A 13,382-nucleotide genomic window follows, 5' to 3' on the forward strand; every position below is an offset into this window, starting at 1 on the left:
CAATCAGCAACCATGACTGCTCCTGGCCAGCCTCCCCGCCGTGAAGCCCCAGACCGCAACCTGGCCATGGAACTGGTACGGGTCACCGAGGCCGGCGCGATGGCCGCGGGCCGCTGGGTGGGCCGCGGCGACAAGGAGGGCGGCGACGGCGCCGCCGTCGACGCGATGCGCGAACTGGTGAACTCGGTGTCGATGCGCGGCGTGGTGGTGATCGGCGAGGGCGAGAAGGACCACGCCCCGATGCTCTACAACGGCGAAGAGGTCGGCAACGGCGACGGCCCGGACTGCGACTTCGCGGTGGATCCCATCGACGGCACCACGCTGATGAGCAAGGGCATGCCCAACGCCATCTCGGTGCTGGCGGTCGCCGAGCGCGGCGCGATGTTCGACCCGTCGGCGGTGTTCTACATGAACAAGATCGCCGTCGGGCCGGAATCCGGCCACGTGCTCGATATCACCGCACCCATCGCCGACAACATCCGCGCGGTCGCCAAGGCCAAGAACCTGTCGGTGCGCGACATCACGGTGTGCATCCTGGACCGCCCCCGGCACGCCCAGCTGATCCACGATGTGCGGGCCACCGGGGCGCGGATTCGGCTGATCACCGACGGTGACGTGGCCGGGGCGATCTCGGCGTGCCGACCCAACTCGGGCACCGACATGCTGGCCGGGATCGGCGGCACCCCGGAGGGCATCATCGCCGCCGCGGCGATCCGATGTATGGGCGGCGAGATCCAGGCCCAGTTGGCCCCCACCGATGACGCCGAGCGACAAAAAGCGATCGACGCCGGCTACGACCTGGACCAGGTGTTGACCACCGCGGACCTGGTGTCCGGGGAGAATGTGTTCTTCTGCGCGACCGGGGTCACCGACGGCGATCTGCTCAAGGGGGTGCGCTACTACCCCGGCGGCTGCACCACGCAGTCGATCGTGATGCGCTCCAAGTCCGGCACCGTCCGCATGATCGAGGCCTACCACCGGCTGTCGAAGCTCAACGAGTACTCGGCCGTCGACTTCACCGGCGACTCCAACGCCGCCTATCCGCTGCCCTGACCCTCGACAACAAGGACATCGCATGGCTGAACCCGAATTCCGCATCGAACACGACACCATGGGCGAAGTCCGGGTGCCGGCGAAAGCGTTGTGGCGCGCCCAAACCCAGCGGGCGGTGGAGAACTTCCCGATCTCGCACCGCGGCCTGGAGCGCACCCAGATCCGGGCGCTGGGCCTGCTCAAGGGCGCCTGCGCGCAGGTGAACAAGGACCTGGGCCTGCTGGCCGCGGAGAAGGCCGACGCGATCATCGCCGCCGCCGGTGAGATCGCCGACGGCCGCCACGATGACCAGTTCCCCATCGACGTGTTCCAGACCGGTTCGGGCACCAGCTCGAATATGAACACCAACGAGGTGATCGCGTCGATCGCGGCCGCCAACGGCGTGACGGTCCATCCCAACGACGACGTCAACATGTCCCAGTCGTCCAATGACACCTTCCCCACCGCCACCCACATCGCAGCGACCGAAGCCGCGGTGCGCCACCTGATTCCGGCGCTGCAGGTGCTGCACGACGCGCTGGCCGGCAAGGCCCGCGAATGGCGCACGGTGGTCAAGTCCGGCCGCACCCACCTGATGGATGCGGTGCCGGTGACCCTGGGCCAGGAGTTCTCCGGCTACGCCCGCCAGATCGAGGCCGGCATCGAACGTGTGCAGGCCACGCTGCCGCGGCTCGGTGAGCTGGCCATCGGCGGCACCGCCGTGGGCACCGGGCTCAATGCGCCCGACGGCTTCGGCGCCAAGGTGGTCGAGGCGCTCGTCGCGCAGACCGGGCTGAGCGAACTGCGCACGGCGGTCAACTCCTTCGAGGCCCAGGCCGCCCGCGACGGGCTGGTCGAGGCCTCCGGTGCGCTGCGCACCATCGCGGTGTCGCTGACCAAGATCGCCAACGACATCCGGTGGATGGGCTCGGGCCCGTTGACCGGGCTGGCCGAGATCGCGCTGCCGGACCTGCAGCCGGGCAGCTCGATCATGCCCGGCAAGGTCAACCCGGTGCTGCCCGAGGCGGTTACCCAGGTGGCGGCCCAGGTGGTCGGCAACGACGCCGCGATCGCCTGGGGTGGCTCGGCCGGGGCCTTCGAGCTCAACGTCTACATCCCGATGATGGCGCGCAACCTGTTGGAGTCGTTCACGTTGCTGGCCAACGTGTCCCGGCTGTTCGCCGACCGCTGTGTGGTGGGGTTGACCGCCCACGTCGAGCACCTGCGCGAGCTGGCCGAGTCCAGCCCGTCGATCGTGACGCCGCTGAACTCCGCGATCGGCTACGAGGAGGCCGCCGCGGTGGCCAAGGAAGCGCTCAAGGAGCGCAAGACCATCCGGCAGACCGTGATCGACCGCGGCCTGATCGGCGACAAGCTCTCCGAAGCCGAACTGGACAAGCGTCTCGACGTGTTGGCGATGGCCAAGGTCAAAGACGAGGGTCGTTAGGCACATGCCACCCCAAGATCCGTCCGGCATGCCTCCTCAGGGGCAGCCTCCGTACTGGGGTGGCCCGCCCCCGCCCGGCCCCTACCCGCACCCGCCACCGGGAACGCCGGTGGGCCCGTCCGCCTACCCGCCGCACGGGTGGCCGACCGGCCCCTACCCGCCGGGACCGCCACCGCGTCAGCCCGGCTCAATGAAGGCGTGGGTGATCGCCACCGTCGTCGCGGTGCTGCTGACCGCGGCGCTGGTGGTCACCCTGGTGTTCGTCGGCGGCAGGGGCCACAAGTCCGCGCAGAGCACCCCGTCCTCGGCGGCGGGACCGTCGACGAGCGCGCCGGACACCTCCGCGCAGACCGCGACCGACTGCACCCCCAACGTGTCGGCCGGGCTGCCGGCCGGCGGAGACAGCGTCAGCGCCGGCGGATTGTCCTTTCCCGCCAGCGCGGCGCCCGGCTGGACCCCGTTCGGTGACGACTCGCTGCCGAATGCGATCGACGCGGTGGGGGTCGCCCAAGCGGTGTTCGGCGCCAGCCACTGGATCATGCAGGCCGAGGTCGCCGAGTCCAACTTCGTGACCAGCATGGACATCCAAAAGCAGGCATCGAAGCTGATGACGTGCGTGGCCAACGGCCCCGGCTACGCCCAGGTGTCGCCCAGTCTGGGACCGATCAAGACGTCGTCGATCAAGGTCGACGGCACCGACGCCGCGCGGGTGGACGCCGACATCACCATCGGCGACGCCTCCCGCAATGTGCCCGGCGACTCGGTCATCGTCATCGCGGTAAAGACCACACCGGTCACCTTCTTCCTGGGCGCGACGCCGATTGGGGACGCCAGCGCCCGCGCCACGGTCGAAGGAGTCATCTCCGCACTGAAAGTGACGAAGTAACCCTTTTCGGCGGCGCCGCGGACCAAAGCCGTTCGTGACTGTGCGGTCTCATACGGTTTGGGCGCTCAAAGCGTATGAGGCCGCACAGTCGGCGCCATCGACCGTGGGGCGAACGCCCCTGCGAGTTACCACACCAGCGGGGCCAGGTGTTTGCGCGCGTAGCTGCGCACCGCCGCGTCATCGCCGACGTCGAGCACCGCGGTCGGCACCTGCGCGATCGAACACGCCACCCGGATGTGCAATTCGGCGACGGCCAGCAGGTCCGCGTCGGGCATGGTGGCCCCGGCGGCGCGCAACGCCTTGGCCATCGCCGTCGACGCGTTGGCCAAAAACTCCCCGGCCTCTTGATACATCCCGGTCAACGACGTCAGATCGGCGTCGAGTTGCAGAAACTTCCGCATCACCGGTTCGGTGGTCAGCAGCCGCAGGCCTTCGCAAAACGCTGCCACTGCAGCATCTTTGGGACCGGATTCGATACCCACCAGGCGCAGTCGGGCCATCGCGAACTCGAACGTGCGACGCCCCAGTTCGGTGAGCAGCGCGTCGCGGCTCGGGAACCGCCGATACAGCGTGCTGCGGCTGACCCCGGCCTGTCGCGCGACGACGTCCAGGCTGGCGCGCCCCACCCCGACGAGCGCCACCTCCTCGGCAGCGGCTTTGAGGATCGCGTCCTCCTGCTCGGTGGGGCTGGCGGTGCTGCGACGACGGGGCATGGCAACCAGTGTGTCAGCCGGCCGGGCAGCCCGGGGGTGCGAAGGAATCCAGCGCCACCGAGCGGTGCAGCCGGACCAGTTTCTCGTATTGCAGACGGTTGTAGGCCAGCGGGACCAGCATCACCCGGTCCGGCAGCACACGCCACGCCAGCTGCAACAGCCGGGAGTAGACGCCGAACTCGACGTCGTGGCGGGGCTGCCAGCGGAAGCCGGTCAGTTCCCGCACCCCGGGGTGCATGATCCCGAACGAGCACACTTTCACCACCCGGCCGGCGACCGGCCGGGCCGCCAGCCACATCGGCGTCATCGCCCGACGCAGCGGCTCCGGCAGCAGCAGCGTCGGCAGCGGCAGGTGGGTCAGCTGGGCCGTCACCCGGTCCAGGAACGGGTTGGCGGCAAGCTCGGTCTCGACCACCCGGTCGTAGTAGCGGGTCGCCTCGGCGTAGCTGGCCGGCAGCTTGGCGCCCTTGCCGGGCAACTCCAGCGCGCGGAACGCGTCCAACAGTTGCCGGTAGGCCGCCTCCCGCTCGGCCGGCGACAACGTGATGCCGGTCGCCGGGGTGAACGAGTGCAAGGTGACGAAGATGCCGCTCACCGCGATCCAGTTCCACAGCTGGGGGCTCAGCGCGCTGTAGCGGATGTCGGCGAACTCGCCGGTGCCGCGGCCCCGCACGTCGCGGTGCAGCAGCTTGAGCCGCTCCCCCTCGGCGGCCCGGTCCTCGGCGTCGCCCCAGATCGCCAGCAGCGCAGAGAATCCGCTGCGGATACCGCGGTCGGCGAAGTTGCGTTCGAAGCGCCCGGTCTTGTCCACCGCGGCGGCGACCGGAACCAGCGCCACCTCGTCGTAGGCGGCGGCCCCGAACGCTCCGGTGAGCACGCTGCCCGAATGTTTGCGGAACTCGGTCATCACCCAGGGCCGCACCCGGCCGCCGGCGTCCGTGTCGACATCGCTCGGATGGTGCTTCGCGACTGCAGTCATGAAACAAAGACTACGTATCTGTGTCAACGTGTCAATAGCGTGCGGCGCGTCGAAAATTGCGCCGACTGTGCGAGCTCATACGCTTTGGGCGCTTAAAGCGTATGAAATCGCACAGTCACGAACGGTCGGGAAGCTACGCGCCGTTATTGGGTCCGCCCGAGTTGGCGCCGGGAATGTCGGTGATTGGGAAGTTGGGCATCGGCGGCGGCGACGGGGTGGCCGGCAGCGACGGGATCTGCGCGGCGGGGATGTCGTGCAGGTCGTTGACCGGTGGGCCGTTTTCCCGGCCGCCGTACACGCTGCCCGGCGCGCGCGGCCCCAGCAGCTGGCTGACCGTCACCAGGTGATAGCCGTTGGCCTTGAGCACCGGGATGAACTGGTACACCAGATCGACGGTGGACGAGTAGGTGTCGTGAAACAGCACCACCGAGCCCGGTTTGATCTGTGCCATCAGCACCGCCCGGGTGGCCGCGGTGTTGGCGTCGTTCATCCAGTCGAACGGGATGACGTCCCACAGGATCGCCGCCAGCCCGACCTTGGCGGCCTGTTGGTTGACGGCGTCGTTGGTCAGCCCGCCGGCGGGCCGCCACAGGCTGGGGGTCTGCCCGGTGGCGGCGACGATGGCGTCTTTGCCCTTGGCTAGCTGGGCGGGGATGTCCTTGGGCGGGATCGCCGTCATATTGGGGTGTTCCCAGGTGTGGGTGCCCAGCTCCATGCCGGCGTCGGCGATCCGCTTGGCGCCGGCCGGGTTCGCCGCCACCTTGTTGCCGATCAGGAAAAACGTGGCCTTCGCGTCGTTGTCGGCGAGAATCTGCAGCAACCGGTCGGTGTAGGGCCCGGGTCCGTCGTCGAAGGTCAGCGCCACGCACTTCACCCGGGCGCAGTCCACCGTGTCGGCGTCGGCGCGTCGCACATGCCCGGTCAGCCCGCCGATCACCAGCACCGCCGCCGCGGCAACGATCCCGGCCACCATGCGCCAGTACCGCCAGGACTGGTTGTCGGGTCGTCGCACCCTGGCAGCCTACCGGGCCGCGGCGCTGCGGCGACGGCGCCAAAGCGCTCGGAGTCAGGGCAGCGTGGCGGGGTTGATCTCCTCCAGCATCTCGGTGACCAGCGCGGCGATCGGCGAACGCTCGCTGCGCAGCAACGTGACGTGGGCGAACAGCGGATGCCCCTTGAGCTTCTCGATGACGGCGGCGACCCCGTCGTGGCGGCCGACCCGCAGGTTGTCGCGTTGCGCGACGTCGTGAGTGAGCACCACCCGCGAGCCGGTGCCCAGCCGGGACAACACGGTCAACAGCACGTTGCGTTCCAGCGACTGCGCCTCGTCGACGATGACGAACGAGTCGTGCAGGGAGCGGCCCCGGATGTGGGTCAGCGGCAGCACCTCGAGCATGCCGCGGGACAGCACTTCCTCGAGCACCGCCGGGCTGGCCAAACCCTCCAGGGTGTCGAACACCGCCTGGGCCCAGGGACCCATCTTGTCGCTCTCGCTGCCCGGCAGGTAGCCCAGATCCTGGCCGCCGACGGCGTACAGCGGGCGGAACACCACCACCTTGCGGTGGGTGCGTCGTTCCAGCACCGCCTCCAACCCGGCGCACAACGCCAGCGCGGATTTGCCGGTACCGGCCTTGCCGCCCAGCGACACGATGCCCACCGATTCGTCGAGCAGCAGATCCAGGGCCACCCGCTGCTCGGCGGAGCGGCCGCGCAGCCCGAAGGCCTCCCGGTCGCCGCGCACCAGCTGCACGCGTTTGGCGGGGTTGACCCGGCCCAGCGCATGCGAGCTGCCGCCGAGTAGCCGGATCCCGGTGTGGCAGGGAAGGTTTCGTGCCGCGGCCAGATCGATCTCGCCTTCGGCGAACAGCGCGTCGATGTCTTCGGCGGCGGTTTCGATCTCATCCATCCCGGTCCACCCGGAGGTGATGACGTCTTGGGCGTGGTATTCGTCGGCGGCCAACCCCACCGCGGCCGCCTTGACCCGCAGCGGAATGTCCTTGCTCACCAAGGTCACCTGCCGGCCCTCGGCGGCGAGGTTGGCCGCGCAGGTCAGGATCCGGGAGTCGTTGCTGTCGGTGCGAAACCCGGCCGGCAACACCGCCGGGTCGCTGTGGTTGAGCTCGACGTGCAACCGACCGCCTTGTGTCCCAACGGGAATGGGTTGGTCCAGCCGGCCGTGTTCGAGCCGAAGGTCGTCGAGTAAGCGCAGCGCCTGACGGGCGAACCAGCCCAGTTCGTGGTGGTGGCGTTTGGCTTCCAGCTCGCTGATCACCACCAGCGGGATGACGACTTCGTGTTCGGCGAACCGCGTGCACGCCCACGGATCGGACAGCAGCACGGAGGTGTCCAACACGTACGTCCGGATATCGGTCACGGAGCGCTCCTCGAGCGAATGGCGCTCGTGCGGCCCCGCACGAGCCGGTCGGCGGGGGCAGCGGCAAAAGGACCGGGGCCGGTCCTGCCGTCGTCGCAACGGGAGGTGCCGCCCGGATAGCAGAGCATGTCGCTAGCCATCGCCTGCGACGCTACTCCGGTCGCGGTGTGCCCGCCGTGCAGGCGCGCCGAGGGTCAGGCGGTGACGAACTGCTGCAGTTCGGGCTGATCGGCCAATCCCCAGGCGGTGATCCGCTCGGCGATGACGCGCCGCAGCTGGTCGGGCCCGAAGATGCCGTTTTCGGCCAGCGACGCGACCTTGTCCTGGTAGGGCGTGATGTCCGCGCCGATGACGTCGAGCTCGGCGGCGCGGGCGGCGATCGCGGCGATGGTCTCGTCGCGGGTGTAGCCCAAGCAGTGGGTGACCAGGTTCGCGAAGAACTCCTCGTGGCGCTCCTCGTCGCCGGCGATCCGGTTCACCAGACCCTTGAGCACCGGCTCGTCGATTCGTTCGGCCAGATTCCGGCAGAACACGGCGTGGGCGCGCTCGAAGAACGCCATGAACACCAGGGTTTCCACCTGGCTGTAGTGGTCGGCGCGATAACCCTTCATCACGTGCTCGACACGGACCTGCTCGTTCGCGGCGGGGTCGATCTCCCGGGTCACCACCAGGTATTCGCGCAGCGCAATGGCGTGCAGGTGCTCTTCGGCGGTCCAGCGGCCCAGCCAGCGGCCCCACTGGTCTTCGAGGATGAAGTGTTCGACGAGCTCGCGGTGGTAGCCGCCCAGGTTGTCTTTGGTGATGAGCAGGATTTCCAGCGCGTCGGTGATCAACCGGGGCAGCTTGGCCTGCGTCGGGTCCCAGTCGCGTCCGCCCAGGAAGGCGAAGTTCTCGCCCTGGTCGAACGGCACGAAGTCATGCGCGAACCAGGGGTCCTGGGAGTCGAGGTGGCGAACCATGTTCGAGGCGACGACCGGTTCGAGTTCGAGAATCAACGCATTAGCGACAGGTTTCTGTGCCATGAGGTAACTGTAACCCGAATTCACACGTGTTCTGAAATTGGATGCGGCCACGACGGACCGTGTCGGAGGATCGAGCCGACGGTCACACCGCCGCGCTCGACGAGTCCGGCTGGGTTACCGGCCGACCAGCGGCCAGTCCTCCAAACCGTCGTACAGCGGGAACTCCTGCGCCAGCCGGGTGACCCGCTGCCGCAGCGCGGCCACGTCGGCCCCGGAGCCCTGTGCCAGCGCGGTGGCGATGATGTCGGCGACCTCGGTGAACTCGGTGTCGCCGAAACCGCGGGTGGCCAGGGCCGGGGTACCCACCCGCAGCCCCGAGGTGACCATCGGCGGACGCGGGTCGTTGGGGACGGCGTTGCGGTTGACCGTGATGCCGACCTCGTGCAGCAGGTCTTCGGCCATCTGCCCGTCCAGCGGGGAGTCCCGCAGGTCCACCAGCACCAGGTGCACGTCGGTGCCGCGGCTGACCACCGAGACGCCGGCCTTGGCCACGTCGGCGGCCAGCAGCCGGTCGGCGATGATCCGGGCGCCCGTCAGGGTGCGCTGCTGGCGCTCGGCGAACTCCGGCGTCCCCGCGATCTTGAGGGCGACGGCCTTGGCGGCGATGACGTGCATCAGCGGCCCGCCCTGTTGGCCGGGGAACACCGCGGAGTTGATCTTCTTGGCGTATTCCTGCTTGCCGAGGATCAGGCCGGACCGCGCCCCGCCCAGCGTCTTGTGCACGGTCGTCGACACCACCTGCGCGTGCGGCACCGGCGAGGGGTGCAGGCCGGCGGCGACCAGGCCGGCGAAGTGGGCCATGTCCACCCACAGCGTCGCGTCGACTTCGTCGGCGATGGAGCGGAACGCCGCGAAGTCGAGGGTCCGCGGGTAGGCCGACCAGCCGGCGATGATCACCTTGGGCCGAAACTCCAGGGCCTGGGCCCGCACCGCGTCCATGTCGATCAGGTGGCTGCTCGGGTCGACCCCGTAGAAGGCGTTTTCGTAGAGCTTGCCGGAGAAGTTCAGCCGCATGCCGTGGGTCAGGTGACCGCCGTTGGCCAAATCCAGGCCCAGCAGCCGCTCCCCCGGCGCCATCAGCGCGGCCAGCACCGCGGCGTTGGCCTGCGCGCCCGAATGCGGCTGGACGTTGGCGAACTCGGCACCAAATAGCGCCTTAGCCCGGTCCCGGGCGATGTTTTCCACCACGTCGACGTGCTCGCAGCCGCCGTAGTAGCGCCGGCCCGGCAGGCCCTCGGCGTACTTGTTGGTCAGCACGCTGCCCTGCGCCTGCAGCACCGACCGCGGCACGAAGTTCTCCGAGGCGATCATCTCCAGGGTGTCGCGCTGGCGGCCGAGCTCCTTGCCCAGCAGGTCGGCGATATCGGGGTCGACCTCGGCCAGCGGGGCAGACATCACTGAGGTGGTGGTATCGGGTGCAGCAGTCACGCCTACCAGTTTGGCACGCGGGTGCGACGACGGGTGGGCCACGTCCTTGGCACGCCTTTGCGCCTCTAACGACACCACTGGCCGGGACCGGCGCCGCGGCGCGGGGCGACCCCACCAGCCCCGCTAACCCCAGATTTTCCGTCTGACCGCCCCCGGCGACCGCCTTAGACTCAGTAACGACTGCTCGGGGGGAAGGGGTTCGGATGAACAGATGGATTGGTCTTGCCGGGGTGGTGGCCGGGTTGAGCGTGGGGGTGGCGGCTCCGGCTTCGGCGGATCCGCCGCCGTACCCGGACATCAGCCGCTACGCCAAGGTCGACTTCGAGGGCTTCAAGATCGCCAACCAGCCCGGGGTGTGGTTCTCGTCCCCGTTCGGGCTGAACTGCGGAATCTGGGACGACAGCAGTTTCGGCTGCACCGGAAACATCCCGGGGTCGCCGGCCGGAACCAACCAGATCGGCTGGTTCTCCGGTGACTCGGCCGCGCATTTCGACAACACCGACCAGCCGCGATTCAGCGCTGGTTCGGCCCAGCGGGTGCTGCCGGCGAACAACTACCTGGAGTACAGCGGGTCCCGGTGTGCAACCACCCCGGACAACGCCGTGTACTGCGTGCGCTACGGCAACGACAAGTTCATGGTCTCCCCGACCCAAAGCTGGCTCGGTTCCTGAGTTCAAAACACCCAGCTGCCGGAGGGCTGCAGCACGAATCCGTGGTCGTGGACGGGGTCGATGCACGCGATCAGGCTGCCGGCCCCCGCCACGCAGGTTGCGCTGCCGGTTGCGATCTTCTGGCCGGGGTCCAGCGCGACGGCATTGAACGGTGGGCACGCCCCCCAATGCCGGTTGAAGGCATATTCGGCGGAAAACGGTGCTGCCTGCCCCACTTGAGCGCAGCCTGGGCCGCCGTCGTCGGGCACCGAATCGGGGATACCGGGTATATCGCCGGAGCAGACGGTCGCGGGGTAGGCGATGGGGTTCTGTATCCCTGGCGGGACATACACCCAGCGGCATAACACACCGTCGGAGGTCGAAAAGTAAACCCTGGTGGTGGAGGCAGCGGCGTCACCGGGCTGACCCGCGTTGTCAATACGCAGGTAGCCCTGCGGATCCACCGGACTGAACGCGTTCAGGTCGGGAAAGCCGGGCGGTTGCGCGGCGGCGACCGGCGGCGCAACCAGTGCACTGAGAGCGGCGGCGGCCGCCACGACGGGCTTGGCTGACATGGCGTTACCCCCTCGACCCCGTCCCAGGCCGGAGTGTATCGGCCGGGTTGGTTGAGCGGGTCGGATTAGCGCAGCGCGGAGGGGATCAGCGGTTCGTCCAGCAACCGGCCGAACCGCTCGGTGAGGCTGACCCCGTCGGGCCGGCCGTCCAGCCAGCCGCGCAGCAGCCGGTATCCCTCGACGTAGGTGCTGGTGTAGGCCCGCCACAGCGGGGAGGACAAAAACCGCAGCATCTGCCGGGCGCGGGTGTCGTCGATTAGCAGCCAGCGCTGCAGGAACGCCGCCACCTCGTCGGGGCCGCGGTGCTCGTCGTGCAGCATCAGCGCCGCGTCCTGGCGCACGTCGGCCAGCGCCGCCGACGCCTCCGCGATCGCCTCGGCGCGGTCACCGTCGAAACGCAAGCCCAAGTCGGCGTAGATCTCGGCCGCCCAGGCACCCCAGCCCGGCCCGATCGCGGCGTAGAGCGCCAGGTCGGCCAGGCCCTCGGCCATCAGACACTGCGGGGTGTTGACCAGGAAGATGGTCTGCTCATCGTGGCCGTGGCGGTGCACCAGCCCGGCCTCCTTGCGGCAGTGCTCGGTGTGATGGCCGGGATAGGACTCGTGGGCCACCAGCCGCGGCAGATTGGACATCAGCTGCTTGAGGTCGGCGTTGACCGCGACCGTGGAGCGGTAGTTGCCCAGGTAGTAGTTGAACCCCGACCAGGGCTTGTCGGTGACCACCTCGTAGCTGATGGTCTCGGTGTCGGGCAGCGGGTAGTCGGCGCGCACCCGGTCCCGTAACGCGGAGGAGAACGCGTGGATGCAGGCCTCCAGCCGCGCCGGCGGGATCTCGTCGCCGCGGCGGTGGGCGGCCATCCGATCGGCCAGCGGTCCGGTGCCGCCCAGTGCCTCATCGAGCCGGGCGTGGGCCTGCCGGTACCGTTCCGGGTCGCCCTTGACGATGTCGACGTCGAAGTAGTCGCGCACCTCCTCGACGAAGCCGATCTGCTGGCCGGCGAATTTGCGTCCGGCGCAGGCCAACGCCCGCAGGTGGGCGCGCAGATAGTCCGCGCGGGCGGCGTCGAGCCCGCCCGGCAGCGCCGCCAGCAGCCGCTCGGCCTGCCGGGCCAGCTCGGCCGGATCCGGAGCGGGTTCGTTGTCCACCGCCTGACGCAGCGCCGGATCCCCGGTGAAGGAGTCGACGTAGCCGGACTCGATCCGGTCGAAGCGCAGGCCGAGCAACAGATACTCACGGATCAGGGCAGTGGGTTCCATATTGGTCCACGCTATCGAGGCCGCCCCCAGCCGCTGCGGGCGCGGGCGCGGCTGCAAGACTGGCAGCCATGCCGCGGCCTAACGAGCCGAGCCCCTATGTGGAGTTCAACCGCAAAGAATGGCGTGCGCTGCGCATGTCGACGCCGCTGCCGCTGACCGAGGAAGAGGTGCTCGCCCTGCGCGGGCTCGGTGAGCAGGTCAACCTTCGCGAAGTCGAAGAGGTGTATCTGCCGCTAGCCCGGTTGCTGCACCTGCAGGTCGCCGCCCGGCAGCGGCTGTTCGCCGCCACCGCGGAGTTCCTCGGCGAGCCGCCAAAGAATCCGGACCGGCCGGTGCCGTTCATCATCGGGGTGGCCGGCAGCGTCGCCGTCGGCAAGTCGACCACGGCGCGTCTGTTGCAGGCGCTGCTGGCCCGCTGGGATCACCACCCGCGGGTGGACCTGGTGACCACCGACGGCTTCCTGTATCCCAACGCCGAGCTGGAACGTCGAAACCTCATGCACCGTAAGGGTTTTCCGGAGAGCTACAACCGTCGGGCGTTGATGCGGTTCGTGACGTCGGTGAAATCGGGATCGGACTACGCCTGCGCCCCGGTGTATTCGCACCTGCACTACGACATCGTCCCGGATGCCAAGCAGGTGGTCCGCCACCCCGACATCCTGATCTTGGAGGGGCTCAACGTCTTGCAGACCGGGCCGACGCTGATGGTGTCGGACCTGTTCGACTTCTCGCTGTATGTGGACGCCCGCATCGAGGACATCGAGCACTGGTATGTGTCACGGTTTTTGACCATGCGCTCCACCGCGTTCGCCGACCCGGCGTCGCACTTCCACCACTACGCGGCGCTGAACGATCAGCAGGCCGTGGTGGCCGCCCGTGATATCTGGCGCTCCATCAACCGCCCCAACCTGGTCGAGAACATCCTGCCCACCCGGCCGCGGGCCACCCTGGTGTTGCGCAAAGACGCCGACCATTCCATCAACCGGCTGCGGCTGCGCAAACTGTAGCGCCGCGTTCCCG

The 13,382-nt window shown here is 68.9% G+C and carries 13 protein-coding genes; 5 read left to right on the forward strand and 8 right to left on the reverse strand.

Annotated features, from left to right (window positions below):
• Positions 1-12 precede the first annotated feature (12 nt).
• From glpX to ACAG26_RS16400, 3 genes are read left to right on the forward strand one after another with little or no spacing between them, the layout of a single operon-like run.
• Complete coding sequence (glpX, locus tag ACAG26_RS16390; RefSeq protein WP_370484007.1) at positions 13-1,053, forward strand: class II fructose-bisphosphatase; 1,041 nt, start codon at positions 13-15, stop codon at positions 1,051-1,053.
• Positions 1,054-1,075: 22 nt separating this feature from the next.
• The gene (locus tag ACAG26_RS16395; protein ID WP_370484009.1) at positions 1,076-2,479 is read left to right on the forward strand and encodes a class II fumarate hydratase; all 1,404 of its coding nucleotides are present in this window, start codon (positions 1,076-1,078) and stop codon (positions 2,477-2,479) included.
• A gap of 4 nt (positions 2,480-2,483) precedes the next feature.
• Complete coding sequence (locus ACAG26_RS16400) at positions 2,484-3,365, forward strand: hypothetical protein (protein WP_370484011.1); 882 nt, start codon at positions 2,484-2,486, stop codon at positions 3,363-3,365.
• 125 nt (positions 3,366-3,490) lie between these two features.
• Here the strand turns inward: ACAG26_RS16400 and ACAG26_RS16405 are convergent, their stop codons facing one another.
• From ACAG26_RS16405 to glyA, 6 genes are all read right to left on the reverse strand, one after another.
• The gene (locus ACAG26_RS16405) at positions 3,491-4,078 is read right to left on the reverse strand and encodes a TetR/AcrR family transcriptional regulator (protein ID WP_370484013.1); all 588 of its coding nucleotides are present in this window, start codon (positions 4,076-4,078) and stop codon (positions 3,491-3,493) included.
• A 13-nt stretch (positions 4,079-4,091) separates the two neighbouring features.
• The gene (locus ACAG26_RS16410) at positions 4,092-5,057 is read right to left on the reverse strand and encodes an oxygenase MpaB family protein (RefSeq protein ID WP_370484014.1); all 966 of its coding nucleotides are present in this window, start codon (positions 5,055-5,057) and stop codon (positions 4,092-4,094) included.
• 133 nt (positions 5,058-5,190) lie between these two features.
• The gene (locus ACAG26_RS16415) at positions 5,191-6,030 is read right to left on the reverse strand and encodes a polysaccharide deacetylase family protein (RefSeq protein ID WP_370484103.1); all 840 of its coding nucleotides are present in this window, start codon (positions 6,028-6,030) and stop codon (positions 5,191-5,193) included.
• Positions 6,031-6,123: 93 nt separating this feature from the next.
• On the reverse strand, positions 6,124-7,431 hold the full coding sequence (locus ACAG26_RS16420; protein ID WP_370484015.1) for a PhoH family protein: 1,308 nt from the start codon (positions 7,429-7,431) through the stop codon (positions 6,124-6,126).
• A 194-nt stretch (positions 7,432-7,625) separates the two neighbouring features.
• Positions 7,626-8,453: an acyl-ACP desaturase gene (locus ACAG26_RS16425; RefSeq protein WP_370484017.1), complete on the reverse strand. Its 828-nt coding sequence runs from the start codon at positions 8,451-8,453 to the stop codon at positions 7,626-7,628.
• Positions 8,454-8,567: 114 nt separating this feature from the next.
• Positions 8,568-9,848 carry a serine hydroxymethyltransferase gene (gene glyA, locus ACAG26_RS16430; protein ID WP_370484105.1) on the reverse strand — a complete coding sequence of 427 codons (1,281 nt, stop codon included), beginning with the start codon at positions 9,846-9,848 and terminating at the stop codon, positions 8,568-8,570.
• 236 nt (positions 9,849-10,084) lie between these two features.
• Between glyA and ACAG26_RS16435 the strand changes: the two genes are divergently transcribed.
• Complete coding sequence (locus ACAG26_RS16435) at positions 10,085-10,552, forward strand: hypothetical protein (RefSeq protein ID WP_370484018.1); 468 nt, start codon at positions 10,085-10,087, stop codon at positions 10,550-10,552.
• 2 nt (positions 10,553-10,554) lie between these two features.
• Here the strand turns inward: ACAG26_RS16435 and ACAG26_RS16440 are convergent, their stop codons facing one another.
• Complete coding sequence (locus tag ACAG26_RS16440; protein ID WP_370484021.1) at positions 10,555-11,106, reverse strand: hypothetical protein; 552 nt, start codon at positions 11,104-11,106, stop codon at positions 10,555-10,557.
• A gap of 65 nt (positions 11,107-11,171) precedes the next feature.
• Positions 11,172-12,362, reverse strand: coding sequence for a DUF885 domain-containing protein (locus ACAG26_RS16445; RefSeq protein WP_370484023.1), 1,191 nt, complete (start codon positions 12,360-12,362; stop codon positions 11,172-11,174).
• Positions 12,363-12,430: 68 nt separating this feature from the next.
• On the opposite strand from ACAG26_RS16445, the gene coaA reads away from it, so the two are divergent.
• On the forward strand, positions 12,431-13,369 hold the full coding sequence (gene coaA / locus ACAG26_RS16450; RefSeq protein WP_370484024.1) for a type I pantothenate kinase: 939 nt from the start codon (positions 12,431-12,433) through the stop codon (positions 13,367-13,369).
• Positions 13,370-13,382: the final 13 nt, after the last annotated feature.

Source organism: Mycobacterium sp. pUA109 (assembly GCF_041287095.1).
Taxonomy (GTDB): domain Bacteria; phylum Actinomycetota; class Actinomycetes; order Mycobacteriales; family Mycobacteriaceae; genus Mycobacterium.